Source organism: Echinicola rosea (assembly GCF_005281475.1).
In the GTDB taxonomy this organism is placed as follows: Bacteria; Bacteroidota; Bacteroidia; order Cytophagales; family Cyclobacteriaceae; genus Echinicola; species Echinicola rosea.
This window is the reverse complement of sequence record NZ_CP040106.1, coordinates 5791505-5813676: the sequence shown is the minus strand read 5'-3', so window position 1 is coordinate 5813676 and position 22172 is coordinate 5791505. Positions and strand designations below refer to the sequence as shown.

Annotated in this window: 23 protein-coding genes and 1 pseudogene; 6 read left to right on the top strand and 18 right to left on the bottom strand. The window is 42.0% G+C overall.

Annotation, left to right across the window (positions count from 1 at the left end; translation table 11 throughout):
- Positions 1–227: 227 nt before the first annotated feature.
- From FDP09_RS22670 to FDP09_RS22640, 6 genes are all read left to right on the top strand, one after another.
- Positions 228–713, top strand: coding sequence for a hypothetical protein (locus FDP09_RS22670; RefSeq protein WP_137404724.1), 486 nt, complete (start codon positions 228–230; stop codon positions 711–713).
- 36 nt (positions 714–749) lie between these two features.
- Positions 750–2999: a nitric-oxide reductase large subunit gene (locus FDP09_RS22665; protein ID WP_137404723.1), complete on the top strand. Its 2250-nt coding sequence runs from the start codon at positions 750–752 to the stop codon at positions 2997–2999.
- 1 nt (position 3000) lies between these two features.
- The gene (locus tag FDP09_RS22660; RefSeq protein ID WP_137404722.1) at positions 3001–3441 is read left to right on the top strand and encodes an RrF2 family transcriptional regulator; all 441 of its coding nucleotides are present in this window, start codon (positions 3001–3003) and stop codon (positions 3439–3441) included.
- A gap of 187 nt (positions 3442–3628) precedes the next feature.
- Positions 3629–4354: an iron-sulfur cluster repair di-iron protein gene (gene ric / locus FDP09_RS22655; RefSeq protein ID WP_137404721.1), complete on the top strand. Its 726-nt coding sequence runs from the start codon at positions 3629–3631 to the stop codon at positions 4352–4354.
- 657 nt (positions 4355–5011) lie between these two features.
- Positions 5012–6271 (top strand): tyrosine-type recombinase/integrase, encoded by a 1260-nt coding sequence (locus tag FDP09_RS22645; protein WP_187328754.1) that lies wholly within the window; start codon positions 5012–5014, stop codon positions 6269–6271.
- A 404-nt stretch (positions 6272–6675) separates the two neighbouring features.
- A complete protein-coding gene (locus FDP09_RS22640) occupies positions 6676–7659 on the top strand; it encodes a GTP pyrophosphokinase (RefSeq protein WP_137404719.1) in 984 nt (327 codons plus the stop codon).
- Positions 7660–7858: 199 nt separating this feature from the next.
- On the opposite strand, the gene FDP09_RS22635 is transcribed toward FDP09_RS22640, so the two are convergent.
- The 18 genes and pseudogenes from FDP09_RS22635 to FDP09_RS22550 all read right to left on the bottom strand — a co-directional run bounded on the left by FDP09_RS22635 (position 7859) and on the right by FDP09_RS22550 (position 22069).
- Entirely contained in the window at positions 7859–9088 is a 1230-nt protein-coding gene (locus tag FDP09_RS22635) for an IS256 family transposase (RefSeq protein WP_137401357.1), read from the bottom strand.
- Between the two features lie 84 nt (positions 9089–9172).
- Entirely contained in the window at positions 9173–9367 is a 195-nt protein-coding gene (locus FDP09_RS22630) for a DUF4391 domain-containing protein (RefSeq protein ID WP_041738736.1), read from the bottom strand.
- A 186-nt stretch (positions 9368–9553) separates the two neighbouring features.
- Positions 9554–9943: a hypothetical protein gene (locus tag FDP09_RS22625; RefSeq protein ID WP_041738738.1), complete on the bottom strand. Its 390-nt coding sequence runs from the start codon at positions 9941–9943 to the stop codon at positions 9554–9556.
- A gap of 150 nt (positions 9944–10093) precedes the next feature.
- Complete coding sequence (locus tag FDP09_RS24110) at positions 10094–10306, bottom strand: GDCCVxC domain-containing (seleno)protein (RefSeq protein ID WP_137404718.1); 213 nt, start codon at positions 10304–10306, stop codon at positions 10094–10096.
- A complete protein-coding gene (gene merTP / locus FDP09_RS22615; RefSeq protein ID WP_221444440.1) occupies positions 10307–10906 on the bottom strand; it encodes a mercuric transport protein MerTP in 600 nt (199 codons plus the stop codon).
- A gap of 44 nt (positions 10907–10950) precedes the next feature.
- Positions 10951–11154 (bottom strand): hypothetical protein, encoded by a 204-nt coding sequence (locus FDP09_RS22610; protein WP_015266975.1) that lies wholly within the window; start codon positions 11152–11154, stop codon positions 10951–10953.
- Positions 11155–11189: 35 nt separating this feature from the next.
- A complete protein-coding gene (locus FDP09_RS22605) occupies positions 11190–11579 on the bottom strand; it encodes a metal-sensitive transcriptional regulator (protein ID WP_015266976.1) in 390 nt (129 codons plus the stop codon).
- Positions 11576–11944, bottom strand: a complete 369-nt coding sequence (locus tag FDP09_RS22600) for an ArsR/SmtB family transcription factor (RefSeq protein WP_137404716.1) — start codon at positions 11942–11944, stop codon at positions 11576–11578. Before FDP09_RS22600 ends, FDP09_RS22605 begins: the two co-directional genes overlap by 4 nt.
- 91 nt (positions 11945–12035) lie before the next feature.
- Positions 12036–12722, bottom strand: coding sequence for a site-specific integrase (locus tag FDP09_RS22595; protein WP_052331439.1), 687 nt, complete (start codon positions 12720–12722; stop codon positions 12036–12038).
- A gap of 202 nt (positions 12723–12924) precedes the next feature.
- Positions 12925–13125, bottom strand: a complete 201-nt coding sequence (locus FDP09_RS22590; RefSeq protein WP_041738740.1) for a hypothetical protein — start codon at positions 13123–13125, stop codon at positions 12925–12927.
- Between the two features lie 108 nt (positions 13126–13233).
- Positions 13234–15291: a copper-translocating P-type ATPase gene (locus FDP09_RS22585; RefSeq protein WP_137404715.1), complete on the bottom strand. Its 2058-nt coding sequence runs from the start codon at positions 15289–15291 to the stop codon at positions 13234–13236.
- 18 nt (positions 15292–15309) lie between these two features.
- A pseudogene (locus FDP09_RS22580) lies at positions 15310–15897 on the bottom strand (DUF2911 domain-containing protein).
- Positions 15897–16610, bottom strand: coding sequence for a PepSY domain-containing protein (locus tag FDP09_RS22575; RefSeq protein WP_137404714.1), 714 nt, complete (start codon positions 16608–16610; stop codon positions 15897–15899). Before FDP09_RS22575 ends, FDP09_RS22580 begins: the two are co-directional and overlap by 1 nt.
- Positions 16607–17920, bottom strand: coding sequence for an APC family permease (locus tag FDP09_RS22570; protein ID WP_073094959.1), 1314 nt, complete (start codon positions 17918–17920; stop codon positions 16607–16609). Before FDP09_RS22570 ends, FDP09_RS22575 begins: the two co-directional genes overlap by 4 nt.
- A gap of 10 nt (positions 17921–17930) precedes the next feature.
- On the bottom strand, positions 17931–20285 hold the full coding sequence (locus FDP09_RS22565) for a multicopper oxidase domain-containing protein (RefSeq protein ID WP_137404713.1): 2355 nt from the start codon (positions 20283–20285) through the stop codon (positions 17931–17933).
- A 10-nt stretch (positions 20286–20295) separates the two neighbouring features.
- The gene (locus tag FDP09_RS22560) at positions 20296–20994 is read right to left on the bottom strand and encodes a hypothetical protein (protein WP_178371494.1); all 699 of its coding nucleotides are present in this window, start codon (positions 20992–20994) and stop codon (positions 20296–20298) included.
- Positions 20995–21018: 24 nt separating this feature from the next.
- Positions 21019–21456: a hypothetical protein gene (locus FDP09_RS22555; RefSeq protein ID WP_229683494.1), complete on the bottom strand. Its 438-nt coding sequence runs from the start codon at positions 21454–21456 to the stop codon at positions 21019–21021.
- 97 nt (positions 21457–21553) lie between these two features.
- Complete coding sequence (locus FDP09_RS22550) at positions 21554–22069, bottom strand: DUF3347 domain-containing protein (protein ID WP_137404711.1); 516 nt, start codon at positions 22067–22069, stop codon at positions 21554–21556.
- Positions 22070–22172: the final 103 nt, after the last annotated feature.

The following is a 22172-nucleotide window of genomic DNA, read 5'->3' as shown; positions in this document are numbered from 1 at the left end:
GGGCATTGTGCTGGCTTACTGGCAACTTATTGGTATATAAAAGTAATATGATAGCTATGGGAAGTTCGTGGTGGGAGGCTTTCATACTTTTGACCATTTTGGGGGAAAGGTTGCAATTGAGCAGTGAGCGTTCTTGGGCAAACAGGTACTTGGCAGTGCTATTGGTCCTATTTGGTATTTTCTTTTTTGGGATGTTTCTTCCCTTTCATGGAAATGGGACCATATTCATGGGATACGCAATTGTTGGGATAGGAACATGGTTTTTGGTAAGTGATTTACATGAAGGTGTCCTTTCCAACAGTTCTGAAAATCGGTTTTGCAAATTGGCTATTTTATTAGGCTATACTTGGTTGATAGGTCATGGTATATGGTTGTTGATCGGGAGCAGCCATCCTTATTTTTACGATGTACTGCTACATACCTTTTTTCTTGGCTTTGCATTTTCAATGATTTGGGGGCATGCCCCAAAGCTTTTACCTTTGTTTTTAAACCTAAGAGGAACTGTTTTTTATGACAAGCTTTGGTGGGGAATAATGGTGTTTGAATTTAGTTTGGCCTCGAGGATGGTAGCCAGCATATTGGAGATTCCTCCATTGAGGAAGGTTTTTGTTGTAATCAATGGCTTGGTTATACTGCTTATGTTTATTATGCTATTGGTTGGCTTGGTTGCAAAAGTCAGGAGAATGAAAGAAACGAATTATTTAATTAAATAAAAGATAAAAAGGTGTTAAAATCTTAAAATTATCATTATGAAAACAGAAAGAAAACTTTGGATAGCCTTTGGGCTTGTAGTTGGGATTTCATTTGCTGTATTGGGCTATTACGGCTATGAAATATATCAAAAAGCACCTCCCATACCTGATCAGGTAGTAGACGAACATGGTAATCTGTTGTTTTCTGGTCAAGATATCAAAAATGGCCAAAATGCCTGGCAAACAATGGGAGGGCAAGAAGTTGGTTCTATTTGGGGGCATGGGGCCTATTTGGCACCGGACTGGACAGCAGATTGGCTCCATCGTGAAGCTATGTACCTACTGGATGACCTGGCACGTCAGGAGGGGTTTGCTAGTTACAATGACGCGGATAGGCCTTTACAGGCTGCATTGCAAGCAAAGATTCAACAAGAACTTCGTGAAAATACCTATAATCAAGAGAGTGGTCGCATTACCATTTCTGCCAAAAGGTATGAAGCGTTTACTGCACTCAGCTCCTATTATTCGAAACTGTTTATGGGAAGCGAGGAGAGTGAGCTGGAAGAACTTAGAAATTATTATTCCATTCCCAAAAATGCGATTAAGGATACCCAGCGTATGGCAGAAATGAATGCTTTTTTCTTCTGGGCAAGTTGGGCATGTGTTACAGAAAGGCCAAACAGTAATGTGACATATACGCACAATTGGCCTGCAGAGGAATTGGTTGGAAATAAAGCTACTGGAGATTTGATCCTGTGGACAGGTTTTAGTGTGATCATGTTACTAATGGGAACAGGAATACTGGTATTTTATCATGCCAAGAATAAAGAAGAGGAGGTCAGTGCTCCCCAAGAGGACCCTTTAATGCGACAGCGTATCACTCCTTCAATGCGGGCAGTTGAAAAGTATTTTTGGGTGGTCAACCTGTTAATCCTCATTCAAGTCCTGATGGGGGTTATTACTGCCCATTATGGGGTAGAGGGAAATCTGTTGTATGGCTTTCCTCTTGCTGAAATTTTACCCTATGCAGCATCCAGAACCTGGCATGTTCAGTTGGCCATTTATTGGATTGCAACAGCTTGGCTAGCCACTGGCTTGTATATTGCCCCTTCATTAACAGGAAAGGACCCCAAATTCCAAAGGGCAGGTGTGAATTTCCTTTTTATTGCACTTTTAGTGATAGTTTTAGGCTCCCTGGCCGGTCAGTGGATGGGGATCATGCAAAAACTAGGCTATGTTAACAATTTCTGGTTTGGACACCAAGGATATGAATATGTGGGGCTAGGAAGGTTTTGGCAGGCCTTCTTGCTAATTGGTCTGTTTATTTGGCTGGCTTTAATGGTTCGCCCTATGGTGCCTGTATTCCAAAAAAGGACCCAGGAAAAACACCTCTTGACCATGTTTCTTATTTCATGTGCTGCTATTGCGCTTTTTTTCGGGGCGGGGTTGATGTGGGGTAGACAAACTAATCTAGCTATAGCAGAATACTGGAGGTGGTGGGTAGTTCACCTTTGGGTAGAAGGTTTCTTTGAGGTATTTGCTACTGTGGTAGCAGCCTTTCTTTTTACAAGAATGGGGCTGCTTAAAATTAAATCAGCCAGTTCAGCGGTGATTTTTGCTACAGTTATTTTTCTGGCAGGTGGGATATTGGGTACTTTTCACCACCTGTACTTTACAGGTACGCCTAAGGCCGTTATGGCTTTGGGGGCTACCTTCAGTGCTCTTGAGGTAGTTCCTTTGGTACTTATTGGATTTGAGGCTTTTCATAACTATCGTCTGAGCAAACTGACCGTTTGGCTTAGAGATTATAAGTGGCCAATTTATTGCCTAATTGCTGTGGCATTCTGGAATTTTCTTGGCGCAGGGATTTTTGGATTCCTGATCAATCCCCCTATTGCCCTTTACTATATGCAAGGCTTAAATACCACACCGCTTCATGGCCATACGGCCTTATTTGGAGTATATGGCATGCTAGGAATTGGCCTAATGCTATTTGTGTTACGTAGTCTATACCGCGATCAGGTGTGGAATGACCGTCTGATAGGTTTTTCATTTTGGTCTATCAATATAGGTTTGTTACTGATGGCGTTATTGAGTCTTTTACCGGTTGGTCTGATGCAAACTGTGGCAAGTGTTAATGAAGGAATGTGGTATGCACGGTCAGCGGAATTTCTGCAACAACCTCTAATGGGGACTTTTCGCTGGTTAAGGGTGGTTGGAGATACTGTTTTTGCATTGGGCACTTTAGGGCTTTTCGGCTTTGTGTTTGGATTACTTTACCATAGACAAAATAGTAAGCCATCATGATATGTTTTCCAAAGCATGTGAATATGGAATAAGAGCAGTTATCTGCATTTGGATTCTTAGTAAGGATGGAAAAAAAATAGGGATCAAAAAGATTTGTGAAGAAACTGATGCTCCGGAGAATTTTACTGCCAAAGTCTTGCAGTCGTTATCCAAGCTAGGAATCATTAATTCTTCAAAAGGGCCAAATGGTGGGTTTTATCTTGATAATAATCAAGCTGAGATTAAACTTATTGACTTAGTTAATGCCATTGACGGCGCAGAATGGTTTGTTGGCTGTGGCCTTGGTCTTAAAGAGTGTTCTAATGAAAATCCTTGCCCGATACATCACGAGTTTAAAAGACTACGTGAGAATTTATTTAAAATGTTGGTCAATAAGAGTGTTAAGGATCTTGCTAAGGAGGTATCGGATGGAAGGGCTACTCTAAAAAGAATAATAAAATAAGGTTTTGTTAAATCGTCCTTTCCTTCATCCATCCTAGTACTCGTATCGCTCTGTAGTAGGTATTAGAGACACAAAAACAATAAAGGACAATTTTGTCTTTTATTGTTTTTGTTATATCTTTGTATAAAACAAAAGTACAAGTGGTGCGATAAAATAAAAGATAAAAGGATCTTAAAATCAAAGTAATATGTTGGAGAAAAAAAATATAATCGGGGAAGTCGTAGCTGATGATTATCGGACAGCGCCTGTTTTTGAGTCATTTAAAATAGACTTTTGCTGTAAAGGGGGGCGTACCATAGAGGAAGCATGCCTTGCCAAGGGCCTAGATCCTGATAAAGTAATATCCGCTTTGGATAAAGTCGTTCGAAATTCAGGTGAAAAGCAGGAAGATTTTAAAAATTGGCCATTGGATTCATTGGCTGATTATATTGAAAAGCACCATCATCGGTATGTGGAAGAGAGGATACCCCTGCTTTTACAATATCTAGAGAAACTCTGTAAAGTACATGGTAAAGCCCATCCCGAATTGTTTGAGATACATCATTTATTTCAAATTTCAGCTGGAGAGCTTACTGCACATATGAAGAAAGAAGAGTTGATTCTATTTCCTTATGTGAGGAAAATGATAAAATTGTCGAAAGAAAAAGAGTCTTTGCCGGCTCCACATTTCAAAAGCGTTAGTAATCCAGTGATGATGATGATGGAGGAGCATGAAGCTGAGGGAGATAGGTTTGAAAAAATTTCAAAACTTTCAAATAACTACAAGGCCCCATTGGATGCATGTAATACATATAAAGTAACCTACTCTTTGCTTGATGAATTTGAAAAAGATCTGCACAGGCATATTCATTTGGAGAATAATATCCTTTTTCCAAAATCCATAGATTTTGAACAATCAGTGGACATTTCATAATTTTAGGGCACTATACCCTCAGAATTCCATTAAGGGTATTTCTGAAAATGATAGCTGGGATATCAAAGGTGGTGAAATTAAATAAACGATTAAGAACTAAAAGATTCTTAATGATAAGGGTAATAAAAGATTAGTCTTGTCCACTCGATAGATAATGGTTTAATTATTGATAAGAACGGCACAAAATCTCAAAATGAGGATTTGTGCCGTCAGGTGGAGCTGGCGATACGTGGATCGAACTCTTTTTTAGAAGAAATGGAAATGATAGAGAAGCTTATAGTTTTGGGGAAGTCTGGAGAGGAGCCACTATAGTTTGTAGTAAGTGGCTCTCCCTTTGCCCTGTTTTTTGATAAGATCTTGGTCCACCATTTCAGTGAGAATTTCGTAAGTTTTGGTGTTTTTCAATCCTAATAAGTTACTAGCCTCTTTCCTTGAGATTTTTCCTTTTTCAAGTAAGTATATCGGGTGGCCCACTTGGGCTCGAACCAAGGACCCTCTGATTAACAGTCTGATCTTGGCATCTTTTATATTTATTGTTTATTTTTAAATCATTGTATTTCAGTGGTTTAAATAAATTAAATCACTAGTTTATTTACGTATTTTAGTACTTAATTTTGCATTTTTTTTGCAAATATTTTGCAAATTTTAAAAATGTATATGTTAGACAGTAAGAGAGTTAAATCAGAAAAGCAGGTTATTTTGTCTCTGGATTTAGATAATAGGCGAAAAAAATCCAATGGATTATACCCCTCAAAGATTCGAATTTATAATACCGCTACCCAAAAGAACAGGTACTATGGCACTGGATATGATATGGATTTATCGACCTATAAGAAGGTTTTTGAATCTTCTAAGCCCAAAAGAAGGGAAAGAGAGATAAGGGAAGAGGTAGAAGCCCTTCTATTAGAATACAAGGCCATTGCTCAGGACATTGATGATTTTACCTTTGATACTTTTGAAGAAAAACTGTTTAAGCCCAAAGGGGAATCTCAGGATATCTTTTATCAATATAAAATGAAAATTGAGGAACTGGACCTCCAGAAAAAGATTGGCACCAAGTCCAATTATAACTGCAGCTTAAAATCTATAAAGCAATTTTTATCAGAGAACAAGTCACGTGGGCCAAAGCGATTGTACTTTTCTGAAGTTACACCAAGGTTTCTAAAAGGCTATGAACAATGGATGATCGATAAAGGAAATTCAAGATCAACCGTCGGCATTTATCTTAGACCATTAAGACATATTTTCAATATAGCAAAACCCTCTAATTATCCATTCAGCAAAGATGGGTATAGCATCCCAAAAGGTAGAAACAAGAAAAAGGCTATCAATAAGGAAGGGCTAAAGATCCTATTTGAGACACCGCCTGAGAACGAGTTCCAAGAAAAAGCGAAAGACTTTTGGTTCTTCTCTTATCTCTGTAAAGGGATGAATATGAAGGATATTCTGTATTTAAAATGGAGCCAAGTCAAACCCAAATGTCTGGAATTTATCCGGGAAAAGACGAAAGATACTACTGATGACCAAATTGTTATCCGTGTTCCACTATCAACATTTTCTAAGCATGTGATCAATAAATATGGAAGTGAGCAAAAAGGCAAAGACGATTTTGTGTTTCCTGTTCTCAATCATACTATGAACGAGGAAGAAAAATTTAAAGCCAAGCAAAATTTTACGAGGTTGATCAACCAGCATATGAGGCGGTTTGCCAATCATGTGGGTTTCGAAGAGGAAATAAGCACTTATTGGGCCAGACACAGCTTTGCCACTATGGCCATCAGGAAAAATGCTTCCATTGAATATGTAGGTGAATCATTAGGGCATTCGGATATTCGGACAACTAAATCATATATTGATAGTATTCTGGATGAAGAAAGTGACCAGAAACTGATTGATGGGATGATGGATTTTGATTAATTAAAAAACAACATGCTCGTATGATAAATGGAAATGATATTCTCTAGTTAAGGTATTGGCCGCTTGTAAGCGGGAAATTGACTGCTTAGGTTTATTTAGGATCATAGAGCGTGGCCAAGAAGTTTGTTGGCTAAGTTTTTGAACCATACTTACCATTAATTAATATTGCTTCATTTGAGTACTAAAATGTGGAGTTGAAGTGTTTGTTTTAAGGTAGAACAAAGCCGTTTTTTAGATAGATTTAAATTTTGTTAGAGGTATTATAATAGGTGGATTAATTAAGGGAGATTTTTTAGGATCTAAGGCTTACGATAAATTTACCTACCTTGGTGATGTTGATATTTCATGCGCTTGATCCTGAATTGTGATTTAACGTAAAAAATAATCTTTGCATATGTGGTCCCATGAACGAGATTGATAAGAATATACAAGAATTCAAGATTTGGTATGAAAACGAATTACCACATCATAATGCGGCAGTCAACTTCTTTTGCCAACTAATTGGTGCTATACCTAAAGTTGAATTGGTTAAAGGAAGAACAAAAAGTTATGAGGAATGCATCAGTAAATTCACAAGAAAGTATTTACCCTATATTGACAAAAAGGAAAAGGAGGTAATAATCAGTAATTACCTAACCGATTTGATTGGTATTCGGGCTGTTTGTTTTTATGCTGAAGAGGTGTATGAAATAAGACGTGGTCTGAGGAAGTATTTCAAAGAGCTAGAAATAACGGATAAATCAAGCCAACTAGAAAAGACAGAAGATAAATTTGGCTACAAAAGTTTACATCTGAAATTGGTCTTGAAACGGGGACTGAAGGGTATTGATAATGCAGGTAAGTTTAATAATATTCAAATTGAGCTGCAGGTTCGAACAGTTATCCAGGATGCATGGAGTGTTTTAGATCATAAAATAAAATATAAAAAAAGCATACCACAAGGTTTGAAACGAAGAATTAACAGACTTTCAGCCCTTTTTGAAATAGCAGATGAAGAATTTTCAAACATTCAAAAAGAAATTTTAAAAGAAGAAAATAAGATAAATTATAGACTAAAAAAAGGAGGGCGAATAGAAACACTTAAAACACTGGATGTATTCAGGTTCTTATTTGTTGCATTGAAATACTTTCCAAATTATGATTTTTCAGAATTTAAGGTTGATGGTTTTGTTCAAGAAATTCTATTATTGAAAAGTGATTTTACAGAAGGTGCTTTGAACAAAGCTTTGCAAGAAAACCTGTCTCATGTGGATACTATTGAAAAAAGTATAAATCAGCATTTGAATCCTTATACTAAAATCCGCTATTGTTTATATAAGTCCAATATTGAAAAATTTAAAACAATTTTATCTGAACACCAACAAGGTATTTTTGATACCTTAGATTAAATGTCTTATGAAAAATGACGGTTAAAAATCTATTTATTGAAAGGCATAATAAATGGAGGGAAAAGCGGATGTCTTAAAATGAACTTCAAACCAGTTATCTTTTCATGACTAACTTTCGGAATGGGAGTGTTATCTCAACTCTGTCCTTTCCCTTCCCGGGGGCTAGCCCCCGGGAAGGGAAAAAATTCTCACTAAATAATTAGGTTTCCGTATTGATGTCCAACCGGAGCCTCCCCTCAAATTTAATGGCCAACTGCTGGACTGTCAAGCTCCAGTTCTGTAAAGGGGTCGTCCATTTTTTCTCGATCCGCTGCGTGGCCAGATAGACCAGCTTTAGAAGTGCCATGTCACTGGTAAATGCCCCTTTGGTCTTGGTCACCTTTCTTACCTGCCGATGGAAGCCTTCCACCGCATTGGTGGTATAGATCAGCTTCCTGATGGGCGGTGTATAGGCAAAGAAGGCACTCAGCCTCTCCCAGTTGTCGTTCCAGGAACGGATCACTATGGGGTATTTCTTCCCCCACTTTTCTTCCAGTTCCAACAATGCCGATTCGGCCAGGTCCTTTGTCTCGGCCTTATAGATCTTCTTCAGGTCACCGGCAAACTCCTTTTGGTTTTTGCTGGCCACGTACTTCAGGCTGTTCCGGATCTGGTGGACCACGCAGAGCTGGATCTCTGTTTTCGGGAAAATCGACCCGATCGCCTCGGGAAAGCCCTTAAGGTTATCGGTACAGGCGATCAGGATATCCTGTACTCCACGGTGCTGTAGATCGCTGAGTACCTGTAGCCAGAAGTTCGCCCCCTCGCTTTCGGAAAGGTACATGCCCAGTACCTCCTTCTTCCCCTCACGGTTGATCCCTAATACATTGTATAGGGCCTTATGGCGTACCTTCCCTTCCTCACGTACCTTGAAGTGCATGGCATCAAGCCATACAATGCAATAGACCTCTTCCAACGGCCTGTTCTGCCACTCCTTGACTTTCGGGACGACACGGTCGGTAATATCGCTTATCACCTGCGTGGAGACCTCCGTATCGTACATTTCCTTGATGTACCCGGAGATGTCACGTAAGCTACTGCCAAGCCCGTACATCCCTATGATCTGCTTCTCAAGGTTATCGGCAAGGATACGCTGGCGCTTCTCGACGATTTTAGGTTCAAAGCTGCTGTGACGGTCCTGGGGCGTCTCGATCTCCACTTCTCCCAAGTTGCTCTTCACACGCTTGCTGCCCTTGCCGTTACGTTTGTTGCCTGCACTGTGGCCTGCATCTTCATCCCGAAGGTGCTCGTCCATCTCAGCCTGGAGGGCTTCCTCCAAAAACTCCTTCAACATCGGAGACAGCGCACCGTTCTTGCCGAACAGGGACTCTCCTGATAAAAACTGGTCAAGTACTTTCTTCTTAAATGCTGATTCTTGTTCTTCGCTCATAACACTCTATCTTATAAACTTTAATTGATTTTCAAAGTCTCAGACAGAGTTTAGATTACAGTCTCTTCGGAATTCCGAACTCCATCAATTTGATCCTTTCCCATCTGCAAATAGCCACTCCAGCTCCTTTTCAGCGGCTTTTAGCTGTTGGTTCAATTCCACTTTTTGATTGAACTGTTTGCTCTTGGCTATGGCCGATTTTAACTTTGAAATTTCCTTTTCCAATGCTGTTATTTTTTTTCGATAAGCAACCAGATCCGGTAGAGGTTTGATTTGCATGGAGCGATTGCCGGACAATTGCACGCAGAAATTATTTTATTGAAAGTCTGATTAAAGAAACTTGATGATAGTTTTGTCGGATAGATCGTGTTCTAATGCTGTTCGAATATCCCGGAACAGCTATATTTTACAGAACCATTTCCGACATTGCTCGAAGGTTTCGTAACCCAGGCAACTAACTGATAATCAGATGTATCTAAATAAGAAATGACTGGAACAGGATAGAGCGATACCGCCCTGACCAGCCGGGGGAGCCTTTTTAGGATTTGTGTATGTTCTTGATTCGAAAAATTGTGTAGAAGGCAAATGGAAAGATGGCTGAGCCAATGCCGCAGGTGAAAAAGCAATGACCGGAATGTCAGAATGAGGTGCTCTGAAATCATCAAGAGAGAAGATGGTTTCCTGGTCCTCACAGCCATCACAAGGGTTGCTGTGATCGTCACAGCATGGTTCGTGGTGTTTTAGAAAAAGCTCGAAACTGATCAGTTCGCCCCCACAAAAGTGCTGAAACACTGCCATCCCTTTGCCAGGGAGGAGCATTGCAATGAGCAGGACTATATATAAGTTGCGCTTCATGAGCCTTTTTGATGTAAAATGCCATCCATTGAAGGGGCATCTATTTGGTATTCCCTTCAATATGACTCAAAAGTACGCAACGGTTATTGAGGGTGCTATGACATTGTACATGTTAAAACATGATGTATGTCAGATAAAGCATTGTCTACGCTAGCAACATGCTTGATCAGAATCCAATTGTACTGGTGGACAAGGTGCTGAGCCATAGCTGCAATACACGCAGCAATCCCCTTCCTTCGGTTTTAGTACCTGGTGGCAATTTTCACATTCGTAAAAATACTGACAGGCGTCAGTGGGCATGGTTTCTTCTTTTTGATGCCCGCATTCCGGGCAGGTGATGGTTGATTCTAATATGATTTCCATTTATTTCTCTGTTTTATTGGTCACGGAATATCCGGTCGAGTTGATAGCTTGCTCAATTTCAAGGATGCCTGTTTTGGTATTGTCAAATTCTACAATGGCATTGCCCTGTTCGTAGGATGCGGTTACTTTAAGGATACCGCTGAGCTTATTTACCTCATGTTCAACATGATCTGCGCAACCCTGGCAAGTCATGCCTTTGATTTGAAAATTTACGGTCTGAATGTCTGACTTATCAACGATGATCACTTGCTTTTCAGATTTAGGGTAGAAAATGTGAGCATAAAGCGGGAATGTGAGCATCAGGGTCGCAAAAACGGTGACTATCCCAAGGAATTTCCTTGTTTTCCAAAAGGAGGGCTGTAGGTCCTCCTCACACGCACATTCTATTTCACCTTTGGCCTTTGGTTTAAGTTTTTGGTACCAGGCAAAACCCAACACTACAACCGTAATGCCCACAAAAAAGGGCCGTGCAGGATCCAGCCAGGAAAAAGTGGAGGCAATCCCGCTTGCACCGGCCACTAGTGCAAGCACCGGGGTGATGCAGCAAAGTGAACTTAAGAGTGCAGCCATAATACCGCTGGTTAAAAGCGAATTTTTCATATACTTTTTCATTTCAAAAAAAGAAGGGCTCTGCGCCCTCCCGGTTACTTTTTCTTGCAGCAGGCGGGTATTTCCGCCACTTTCAAATCATAAGGACATTCCGGAGTGCCTGCCAAAGGGCAGCTAACTTTTGGACAATCTGGAGTACCTTCCAAAGGACAAGCTTTTGGGGATGAGTTGATCCCGTAAGCAAGGCCACCAATGGCGAGAATACCCGCTGTGGCCAAAATCATGAGTTTACTTTTCATATCAATACTATTTTATTGAAACATCTCTCCAAAGTTCAGTCACGGGGGGAGGGGGTGTCCAAACGTTCGGATAAAAATTTCTTCAATTCTTCTTCCACCGTCCGGGCTTCCCTTAGTTTTTCAGGCACTTCTTCGAGTTTAAGCTCTGGAAATAGTGTTCTCAGCTTTTCTATTGTTTCTTCATTACCACAGTTACCGGGGCAGTTCTGGTAAGCTGACGAGATTCTTTCTGCTAATGCTTTTCTGTAGGTATCATCCAATAATTCATAAGTAGTCTTGGTAAGGGTGGATTGTACCGCCTTCAACTGGAGAAGTATGTTTTCCACCTGGTCCTCATCGTCAATTTTACTGAGGATATATCCCAACTGCCCGGTAGCAGTTTTTAAGGAAACCTTTATGCTTTGGGTAAGATCACTGGGTATCATAGGGCAGGAATTGTATTTGGGAGATTAAACAAATCGAGCACTGATGAAATGATCCGCTGACTGTGCGCTTCTACTGAATAGAAGATGGTTTGTCCGGATTTTTTGGTTGTCACGATTCCTGCATCCTTCAGCTTTTTCAGATGTTGGGAAATGGCCGGCACTGTCATGCCTAGGATGTCTGACAAGTCGCACGGACAAAGTTCATTTTCCTGTTTCAAGAGATACAGGATTTTGAGGCGAACCGCATTACCAGCCAGGTTCAGTACATCTGCCAGTTCTAAAAAGCCTTCTTCTTTACTCTTCAAGTCTTCCCTGCACCTATTGATCTGGTCGCTATCGGCAAAGACACGGATACATGTATTCATAACTTCGTATTTAAGCATTTGCTTAACAAAGCTAAGGAATTAAATGTATTTAAGTAATCACTTAAATACAAAAAAGGGCTACTTCGAAGGGCTACTTCGCCCTTCTCATCAATTTTGGTGCTGCCAGCTTCTCCCGGAGAGTGTGCATGTCTTCCCTTACCTTCTTCTCCACCACTTTAGCGTAAACCTGAGTAGTGGTGATTTTTGAATGACCCAGCATCTTGCTCACAGTCTCCAACGGGACACCATTGCAAAGAGTAACGGTGGTGGCAAATGTATGCCTGGCCAGGTGAAAGGTGAGGTTCTTTTCAATCCCGCACAGGTCGGCTATTTCTTTCAGATAAGAGTTAAGCTTTTGATTAGAGATCATAGGGAATACAGATCCTTTTTGCAAAGCCCTTGGGTGGGTTCTGTATTTCTCAATAATCTCCCAGGCCTTGGGAAGGATGGGAACCCTGACAGGTTGGTCGGTTTTCTGGCGGCAGGTGGAAAGCCAGTACTCCCCATCAATGCCAATCGTGATGTTGGATGGTGTCAGGTTCATCGCATCGATGTAGGCCAGTCCGGTATAGCAACTGAACACAAACAGATCCCTGACCCACTGCAAACGCACAATCTTGAAGTCCTTGTTTTCTACTGCCTCCAACTCTTCGTGATTAAGGAAATCCCTATCAACTCGATGAAATTTGAGCAGATACTTTTCAAAGGGATCCCGGCTTACCCATTCCATTTTTACAGCCATGGTCACCATCTTCCAGAACCTCTCTAGGTGCCTCATCACTCCATTGTTTCCAAGCGGCTTTTGGTGGTCTTTGGGTTTTTAATTGCGTAGGTAAAACTCCAAGATATTGTCAAAGAAGCCTGTGAGCTTATCTAATTCGTTTTGATAATACTTGCGCCTAATCTTAATCCCTATTGGGCTTGTTAGTTCCAAAATTGAACACGTTGAGATTGTAAATGAGTTTGCAGGCGTATTTGGGTTAAATCTCCTTAAAGAAGAGTATTTCACCGGCTTGAGAATCTACAAGGTTTTTAGTTAAGACATTCTGTAACCTGTTAATGGCAATTAGAACCCTTTGAAAGCTCAGCTCTGATTTTTTGAGGAGGTTATCTTCCTCCAGATCGATCATTCTAAGTTTGTCCTCTAAATCTTCATATTGTTGGTTATAATTTTCAGGCATTTAAAAAGTGAGTTTTTCATTTTCATAGTGTCTATTTACTGCATGAACTGGTTCAAATAATCAACACAGCAGATTTTACCTGGTCTTCCCAAATCTGAGCAGGGGTAGTCAGTTCTTAATTTTTCGTTTCAGCAATTGCGCATTGATGGCCACTATGACCGTACTCAGGCTCATGAATACTGCGCCTATAGCAGGACTGATCACCAGGCCTGGAATAAAGCCTGTGGCCAGTGGCAATGCGATAGCGTTATAGCCTGTTGCCCAGGCGAGGTTCTGGATCATCTTGTTGTAGGTGGCTCTGCCAAATAGTACCAGATTGGCAATGTCCTTTGGGTTGCTGTTGACCAATATGATGTCGGCTGTCTCAGCAGCCACATCGGTACCGGAACCTACTGCAATACCCACATTAGCCTGTGCCAGTGCAGGGGCGTCATTCACACCATCACCCGTCATGGCTACAAAGTGGCCTTCTTTTTGGAGTTTCTTGATGATTTCCACTTTTTGATGGGGCAGTACCTCACTGTAGTAGCCATCCAGCCCGAGTTTTTCACTGACTGCCTTGGCGGTTTTCTCATTGTCCCCGGTAGCCATGTATAGCTTCATGCCTTTTTCCCGAAGCGTTTCGATGGCTTTAGGGCTTTCTTCCCTGATTTGGTCGGACAAGGCTATGAAGCCTATTATTAGATTCTCTTGCAGCACATACACGATGGTTTCTGCCTCATCAGATCCTGCCTGATCGGGGATATTTATGTCGTTTTCTTTCAGGTAGCCGGGGCTGACTACTTTCCAATTTTGTCCCTCGATCTTGCCTTGAATGCCCTTGGCCGTTAATGATTCAAAATTTTCTACCTTTTTCAATGCCAGGCCTGCCTCTTTCGCTGCTTTCACAATGCCTTGTGCAATTGGGTGCTCCGATTGCTGCTCCAGCGAAGCGGCAAAGGACAGCAGTTCATTTTTGTTCATATCATCAGAAAGGCTCTCATATCGTGAGACACCAAATTTGCCTTCGGTCAACGTGCCTGTTTTGTCAAACACCATTGCGGTAATCTTCCGGGCATTTTCAAAAGCAGTACGGTTGCGGATCAGCAAGCCTTTTCCTGCTGAAACAGCAGTGGAAATGGCTACAACTAGTGGTATGGCCAAACCCAGTGCGTGTGGACATGAAATGACCATGACGGTCACCATCCGCTCCAGGGCAAAGTCCAACGGTTTGCCCAGACTGATCCAGGTTACTAGTGTAATCGTGCCGGCACCAATGGCAATGAACGTGAGCCATCTAGCGGCAATGTTGGCCAGATTTTGGGTTTTGGATTTGGCTTTCTGAGCCTCTTCCACCAAGGTGATCACTTTGTTTAGGTAGCTCTCTTTGCCGGTTTTGGACACCTTTACCTTGATGGATTGACTGCCATTCACCGATCCGCCAATTACCTGGTCTCCTTTGGATTTTTTCACCGGCTTGCTTTCACCGGTGAGCATGCTTTCGTCCAGATGACTTTCTCCATCCACCACTGTGCCGTCCGCAGGTATTTTCTCATTGGCTTTTATTAGGATGATGTCTTCTTTTTTCAGTTCATCCACTTTGATGTCCTTGATTTGGTCTCCATGTACCAGGTGCGCTTCGGAAGGCATCATTTGCACCAGCAATTCAAGTGCCCTTGATGCTCCCATTACCGATTTCATTTCGATCCAGTGCCCCAGCAGCATGATGACAATCAGTGTGACCAGCTCCCAGAAGAAGTCCATCCCTTCCAAACCAAACACCACGGCCGAGCTGTATACGTAAGCCACGGTAATGGCCACTGCAATCAAGGTCATCATGCCCGGGTTTTTGTCTTTCAGCTCATCCCAAAGTCCTTTGAGAAAAGGCCAGCCCCCATAAAAGAAGACAATAGTGGAAAGCCCAAAAAGGAAGTACTGATCACCAAAAAAGGTCAGCTCAAATCCCAGTAATTGCTGGATCATGTGAGATAATGCCAGGATCGGTACCGTGAGCACCAGAGAAATCCAAAAACGCTTCTTGAAATCATCGATCATCATGGCATGATGGTCGTGGTGTCCATGCTGATGGTCTGATTTGTTGACGGTTTGATCATCTGATGATTGGCTCTTTTGGTGGTCATCATCGTGGTGATGGTGCTTGTGATGTTCGTGATTATGCTTTTCCATGAGTAAAAATTTTAGTGGTTAATCTGTTTTAAATGGAAGGGAAACACTTAGCTTTTCCCAAGACATGCGGATAGCGCCCGAACCCTCTCTTTTGTCTTCAATGGTATAAGTAAGCCGTTCTGATAGCGGCATTTCTGTTTCAGGTGTTACCTCGATCCTGATAATATCCTCTGCCTGATCGTAATCATCAGCAAGGTGCTGCTCCTAGTTTTTGTTTAGGATCAACGTCCAGCGTTCCTGTCCGGGGATAGTAAAGAATGCATATTTCCCTTTGGGTATGGTCGTACCTTCTATCTCGATTGCTTTGGAAAATTCTATGCTGGTGGCACTGTGGGCACCCGCAACCCAAACTTCGTCAAAAGGTACCAGGCCGCCCCAAATGACCCTACTTCGAACCGCAGGTGAGTGGTAGTACACAGAAACGTGGGCATCACCCACATTGCCATGCGCTTCCTGAGGGATGCTCTTTTTCGAATTATCCGATTGGTCGACCGTAGAGGTTGCGGCTTCCGGCTGATGGTGTTCGTGACCACCATTTTCACCTTTTTTGTTTTGGCAGGATACGATCAGCAATCCCAGTGCAAGTGTGTAAATTAGTTTGTTCATCATTTATTCTTTTTAAGTTTTGAAGTGGTTTTTAAGAAAGTTTTAGAGGATACTGCGTAAAGTGTAAAGCCTGATAGCACTGTAAAAAGGCCAAAGACTGAAAATGCCCTGAGCAGCCAATTGTTAAAGTTGTCCCGCCCGGCATAATCCATGGTGTGAAACATCCAGAGAAAATCGAACCAACGCCAACTGTTGTGCCTTACCCGCTCAAAGCGGCCATTGGAGGCATCAATGTACGCTACCAGTTTTTCGGGATGATCAAAGTGGACAGCCCAGGCTGGTAGCGGCCTGCCACGGTATTCATGATGGTTGTCGGTTTCAGTAATCCATTCTGTTTTCAGGATTTCCAGGTTTTTTACAAGATGGTTCTGTGCGATTTCGACCGCCTCCGTTTCGGTTATGCCCTTTTTGATTTGTCCGGTCTGGGCATTGTAGAGCAGACTATCGTTGACCCAATAATGCGGTTGGTGATTGATGTAGCGAAGCTCAAGGGATGAAATACCACGCGTTGAATCCAATTGTGCCGGACTGATCAGGTTCCGGGGTGAATGGGTCGTGACATGCTCATGGTGGAACTGGTCTCCATGGATTTCGTCAATATCCGTCCAACTGAAATAGAGGCCGCTGACCGTCCACCCAATAAACTGAATGCCTATAAAAATCCCCAGATACCGGTGTGTTTTTCGGATGTAGTAGTTTCTGTTTCGTTTCATTTTTGGGTAGATTTATCTGCTCGACTTAAGAACCATTTTTCACCTGCAAAAACTATTAGCATCACAGATGCAGAAACAATAAGAACCAAAAGGTCAGATGATGCCTTGATCCATAAGAAAGCTGCCAATACGATGAAATCCAACACCATCGCTGTGAGTACAATTGTTCCATTGGCTTTCACCTCTTTCCTCAAATACTTATATACACCCCAATGAATAATGATGTCCATCACCAAATAAAAAATGGCTCCTATGGAAGCAATTCTGGACAGATCAAAGAAAATAGTCAGGATGATAGCGATAAACACCACATACACCAACATATGCTTCTGTATTCGGCCTGACATGCCCAAATGACTATGTGGAATAAGTTCCATATCTGTAAGCATAGCCGTCATACGAGAGACTGCAAAAATGCTGGCAATCACTCCCGAAATAGTAGCTATTATGGCAATAGCAACGGTAAAATGAAGACCAAAATCTCCAAAAGCAGGTCTGGCAGCTTCAGCAAGGGAGTAATCTTTGGCTTGAATAATTTCAGAGATTGTAAGGCTTGAGTTTACAGCGAAAGCAACCAGAAAATACACCACTGTGCATATCAACAAAGAAATAATAATAGACAGGCCAACATTTTTTTGAGGTTCTGTAATTTCGCCACCACTATTAGTTATTGTAGTGAATCCTTTGTAGGCCAAAATGGAAAGTGCTAAAGCCCCAATATAACTGGTTGCTGAATAATCAGTGTTTTTGATGGCTTTTGGTATCAACCCTTCCAGAGAAAAACCCACTGCCCAGAGAGCTCCTATGGCAAAAATCAGAATTCCGATAATTTTGATAAATGACATGAACTGTGATGACTTTCCTATCAGCTTGTTGCCAGATATGTTAATCAAAAAAGCGCTAACCAAAAGAGCAACACCCAATATGGGAATCCAAAGTTCCTTGTTTTCAACTTCGAACAGTTGTAGGGTATAAGAGCCAAAAGTTCTGGCAACCAGGCTTTCGTTGATTACCATGGATAGTGCCATTAATAATGATGCAGAAGCTGTTATTGTTGATTTACCATAAGCTTTTTTCAAAATCATGGCTATCCCCCCAGCCGAAGGATACGTATTTGAAACTTTGATGTAGGAGTAAGCACTAAATGCTGAAATGAGAGCTCCCAAAACGAAAATGTAAGGAAACCAGGTCCCTGACAGTTCAGCCACCTGGCCCAATAATGCAAAGATTCCTGCACCGATCATTACACCAGTGCCTAAAGCAATTGATCCTAATAAACTTAAACTTCCTTTTTTATAACTTTCTTCCATAACTTCCTAATTAAAACATGACAGATAATCCGCCCCCTGCTCCGAAGCGGTTGTCATAGCTTGTCATCAGTGAAAAATTCTTAGAAAGCATGTATTGTGCACCGGCACTCCATACAATTTCTTCTTTGTAATTTTGGCCGGCCTCCAGACCGTTTACCAATCCTGCATCAATTTGATATTCGTAATAGCCAAAAATTGATAACTTCGGAAATATCATCAGCGATCGACCGATTCCAATTCTAGGCCGAAGCTCATTATCTATCCTTAGGTCAACATTGAACATATAAGGTGTAAACCACCGGATACCAGCCACGGCAATTGTCTTCATATCATCCAAACTATTCCTGGTGGTATTCTCAACATTAATACCTCCAAAAACCCTCAAATAATCGTACAGATAATACTCATAAGAAAATTCAGCTTCCAGGTTCTGATTCCATCCGTATTCCATTGATAAATTGAATTGATTGCGAATGTTTGAAGTGGTCAGATTGACTGTTGTATTATGTGAGGCAACATCTGCCATTCCCCAACTATAGAAGCGGTTGGTTTCGTGAATCAGTTTGGAAATTGGAAAGGGTTTCATTCTAGGGTCTTCCGGTGTATCATAGCTGACTACCCGTGCCATACCTCCCATCATATGATAGAGAATATGGCAATGAAAGAACCAATCTCCATATTCGTTCCCGTAAAACTCAATGGTTACTTTTTGCATGGGTGGCACATTCACCGTATGCTTCAGGGGCGAGTAATCACCGCTTTCGTTGATGACACGGAAAAAATGACCATGCAGGTGCATGGGATGGTGCATCATCGTCAGGTTGTTAAGTGTGATTCGGGTAATTTGCCGCTCTTTGATTTTTATTTTATCTGTTTCAGATAGGGGAATACCATTCATGCTCCAGATGTAGCGGTTCATATTCCCTGTAAGATTGAGGAGGATTTCATTGACTGGAACATCCTTACCATAAACCGTTTTTTCAGGTGATTTCAGATAATTGTAATTGTATTCTGAAAACATATCCATGTTTTCCATCCCGGGCATTTCAGCCATGGGAGCACTTGGCGGATCCATTTTGGAGTTTTTATCATCAGATATATCCATTGAGGAATGATCCATTTGGGAGACCTCTTCCTTATTTCCGGCCATATTCATACCCGGCATATCATTATCCGGGTTTTTGTCGCCTTTCATTTGCATTCCCCAGTTCTCCATCATTTTTTGGGGATCGTCCTTTTTAGGATTAAATTTTAGGGCAGGAGCCCCCATGCGCATGTCCATTTTTGCCATTTGCATCATCATCCCTATTTTATCAGGGCGGGGAACATCTTCGGCTGCTAAAACTTCACCTTGGCCCAAAAAAGCAGAGGCTGTTCCCGAACCATCCTGAGCGGTGGCCCGAAATTCCATCTTTCCACTTTCCGGAATACTTACAATAAAATCGTAGGTCTCCGCAATGGCAATAAATGTTTTATTGCGCTTGACCGGCTCAACATTTAGTCCATCGGCCGCAACTAAGGTCGGCATTTCACCACCAAACGTCATCCAAAACGAGGTAGAAGCTGCCCCGTTAATAATTCTAAGCCTAACCTTTTCTCCGGGTTTGAAATTGGAATATTCCTGAACTTGTTCACCATTAACTAAAAAGGTCGGGTAATATATATCGGCAATGTCTGCACTTTCCATTCTCTGCCTCCAGAAATTTAACTGGGCTCCCATTGCACCTCTGGCAATAACGCGGTTGAGGGGTGTGGCCGTACCTTTTCGCCAGTTGTACCATTCGGTTCCTCGTTTCAGAAAACGGAGTACGTTCATAGGCTTTTCATTCGTCCAGTCCGAAAGTATTATAACGAGCTCTTTGTCATAGGCCAGGTTTTCTTTTCTAGGATGGATGACGATAGAGCCAAAAACACCACTCTGCTCTTGCAGCATGGTATGTGAATGATACCAATAGGTACCGGCTTGTTTCAGGGGAAATTCGTACTTCTGTGTTTCCCCAGGCGCGATGGGCGGAGTGGTGAGGTAAGGAACCCCGTCATAAAAATTTGGCAACAACAAACCGTGCCAGTGAATGGAAGTTTCTTCATCCATCTCGTTTTTTACATATATTACGGCATATTCACCTTCAGTAAAAGTAAGTGTGGGTCCCGGGACACTGCCATTAATGGCCATTCCCATGACTTCTTTGCCTGCCTTGTTCACTGCCAGCTCATTTATGGAAATGGCATATTCTCTTACAGGAAGATTATCAGTGTTGCCTTCGACTGATTTTTCAGTGAGGTTTTGCGCATTAGTTAGCCCTGATAATAAAAAAGACAAGGCAAATGCGAAAATTGCTAAAATTATATTAGGGAATTTTTTCATTATCTGATGTTTAATGTTCATGCTCCAGTTCCAAAAAATCACCTTGCGGTCCTACACCTTCTATGTGTACTAATTGTGCTCCGTAATGTCCTGCCTGTGCCACAGCATAAGCTGCACCCAATAACACCACTGCCACAATAGCCATTGCCCACCTTTTCGATTTGAAAATGAATAGGTTGATTCCTTGCAATAGCAGGCCGATAAACCCAAGATTGATTGTCCAGTCAGCCCAGAAGTCGTGTTGTTCCAATACGAGCCTGGCATGTTCAGTGAGGCCGTGCGTATGCGGATGGAAGTTTCTGCCGGCCAAGTACGCAGCTACAAAACCTACCAGCACCAGGGCAAAGGCTGTCCACGCCAATTCCTTTTTGATGAAATAGATGTTGACAACCGCCAGAATGGCCCCCACAATCAGTAATACGATAGCGAAATGGACAATCAGTGGATGGATTGTGGGGAAATCTGCCAAATCAGCCGTGACCTTTTTTTCGTGGTGTGCATCTTTCTCATGCGCATCGTGGCTCACTGCCTCACTGGTATGTTCATGTTCACTTTGATCTGCCTCGCTGGTGGGGGTGGTCATCACAGTATCCGCTTGTTGGGCGGTGCTGTCTTGTTTGCTTTTGTGGCCGTCATGGGCCAATGCGGTTGCTGAAGTGAAAAGTACCAATACAACTGCTTTTAGAATGTTTTTCATTGTCAATTTCATAGATTTGGGGTTACAGGATTGTTTTTAGTTTTTCTTCAATGCGTTGTAATTGGCCTCTGATTCAAAGTAGGCAACTGCACCTTGTTGGTTAGTCACTACTATAAATGCTTCTGATTTATCTACAGGATTACCACTATAGGGGTCAATCGCGATCTTTGCGCTTTCCAGGTTGTTAAGCTTATCCACGCACATTTCACAGCAACCATAATAGGTTTTGTCATTGACCGGTACCGGGATTTGCGGCTTGCCCATGTAGGCGTCATTCACCATGCATATCAGGCTTGGTTCAACGGGTCGCTCAAATTCATCCTGGATATAGCTGACAGAAGGCTTTAGCTGCTGATAGTTAATCCAGTACACCAATGCTGTGGCTGTCACTACTAATGCCGCAATGGTCAGGTAGGCATAGACCAGATTCCGGGTAGATGTCTTAGGGTTGTCCTTTTTGCTTTTCTTCTTCATGACTTTTCCGTTTGGTGCCTGATGGAAGAGTGGCGGCAGGATTGTATGCATGACAACCTGCACAAGGGCCACTCTCCAACAGGGCTTATATTAGTTATTAGTTTATTGTCTCTTTTACACTCCCGCACTTCAGCATTTTGTCACCGAAGTATGGGTTTTTGATTTCCTTTTGATTGGATAGCCAATAGGCACCGGCATTGTTATTTGCCATGGGGCAATACTCCAGGTACACTTCACCCATAGAAAGTTCACCACTTTTTACTAAAGAGGCCATTTCATTACTCAACGAAGCAAAAGCTTTGCGCTGGCCATCCAAAGTAGTAGCTGAAACCACCTTTGCCGCCTCCGCCTTAGCTTCCTGCCAGTTATCTTCGGAGCCTAAAGACGCTTCCAGTTTGGTTGCAGCCTTTTTGGCCTCATTCATCTGTGAAGCGACCAGGGCTTCTTTCAAGTGGATATAATGGCCGTAAGCAATACCCAATTTTTTGTCTTTGAACATAGGCTCCATCTTTTGGCTCATTTCCTTTTTTTCATCATGACTACCGTGATCGTGTTGCGCAAATACTCCAAAGCTTACTAAAGCCATTGAAACTATTAGAATTGTGTTTTTCATTTTTGTTTTCAATTTGATAGCCTGTCAACCGACAGGCCGGGTTAAACATTAATATTAAAGATTCAAAATTTGTATGGTGGCTATCCAAATCACAATAAGAATT

Bases quoted from the DNA above. Each gene is read 5' to 3' on its own strand.
- FDP09_RS22670 (WP_137404724.1), top strand. From the start codon at position 228: ATGGGATACGCAATTGTTGGGATAGGAACATGGTTTTTGGTAAGTGAT.
- FDP09_RS22665 (WP_137404723.1), top strand. From the start codon at position 750: ATGAAAACAGAAAGAAAACTTTGGATAGCCTTTGGGCTTGTAGTTGGG.
- FDP09_RS22660 (WP_137404722.1), top strand. From the start codon at position 3,001: ATGTTTTCCAAAGCATGTGAATATGGAATAAGAGCAGTTATCTGCATT.
- ric (WP_137404721.1), top strand. From the start codon at position 3,629: ATGTTGGAGAAAAAAAATATAATCGGGGAAGTCGTAGCTGATGATTAT.
- FDP09_RS22645 (WP_187328754.1), top strand. From the start codon at position 5,012: ATGTTAGACAGTAAGAGAGTTAAATCAGAAAAGCAGGTTATTTTGTCT.
- FDP09_RS22640 (WP_137404719.1), top strand. From the start codon at position 6,676: ATGAACGAGATTGATAAGAATATACAAGAATTCAAGATTTGGTATGAA.
- FDP09_RS22635 (WP_137401357.1), bottom strand. From the start codon at position 9,088: ATGAGCGAAGAACAAGAATCAGCATTTAAGAAGAAAGTACTTGACCAG.
- FDP09_RS22630 (WP_041738736.1), bottom strand. From the start codon at position 9,367: ATGCAAATCAAACCTCTACCGGATCTGGTTGCTTATCGAAAAAAAATA.
- FDP09_RS22625 (WP_041738738.1), bottom strand. From the start codon at position 9,943: ATGAAGCGCAACTTATATATAGTCCTGCTCATTGCAATGCTCCTCCCT.
- FDP09_RS24110 (WP_137404718.1), bottom strand. From the start codon at position 10,306: ATGGAAATCATATTAGAATCAACCATCACCTGCCCGGAATGCGGGCAT.
- merTP (WP_221444440.1), bottom strand. From the start codon at position 10,906: ATGAAAAATTCGCTTTTAACCAGCGGTATTATGGCTGCACTCTTAAGT.
- FDP09_RS22610 (WP_015266975.1), bottom strand. From the start codon at position 11,154: ATGAAAAGTAAACTCATGATTTTGGCCACAGCGGGTATTCTCGCCATT.
- FDP09_RS22605 (WP_015266976.1), bottom strand. From the start codon at position 11,579: ATGATACCCAGTGATCTTACCCAAAGCATAAAGGTTTCCTTAAAAACT.
- FDP09_RS22600 (WP_137404716.1), bottom strand. From the start codon at position 11,944: ATGAATACATGTATCCGTGTCTTTGCCGATAGCGACCAGATCAATAGG.
- FDP09_RS22595 (WP_052331439.1), bottom strand. From the start codon at position 12,722: ATGAGGCACCTAGAGAGGTTCTGGAAGATGGTGACCATGGCTGTAAAA.
- FDP09_RS22590 (WP_041738740.1), bottom strand. From the start codon at position 13,125: ATGCCTGAAAATTATAACCAACAATATGAAGATTTAGAGGACAAACTT.
- FDP09_RS22585 (WP_137404715.1), bottom strand. From the start codon at position 15,291: ATGGAAAAGCATAATCACGAACATCACAAGCACCATCACCACGATGAT.
- FDP09_RS22575 (WP_137404714.1), bottom strand. From the start codon at position 16,610: ATGAAACGAAACAGAAACTACTACATCCGAAAAACACACCGGTATCTG.
- FDP09_RS22570 (WP_073094959.1), bottom strand. From the start codon at position 17,920: ATGGAAGAAAGTTATAAAAAAGGAAGTTTAAGTTTATTAGGATCAATT.
- FDP09_RS22565 (WP_137404713.1), bottom strand. From the start codon at position 20,285: ATGAAAAAATTCCCTAATATAATTTTAGCAATTTTCGCATTTGCCTTG.
- FDP09_RS22560 (WP_178371494.1), bottom strand. From the start codon at position 20,994: ATGAAATTGACAATGAAAAACATTCTAAAAGCAGTTGTATTGGTACTT.
- FDP09_RS22555 (WP_229683494.1), bottom strand. From the start codon at position 21,456: ATGAAGAAGAAAAGCAAAAAGGACAACCCTAAGACATCTACCCGGAAT.
- FDP09_RS22550 (WP_137404711.1), bottom strand. From the start codon at position 22,069: ATGAAAAACACAATTCTAATAGTTTCAATGGCTTTAGTAAGCTTTGGA.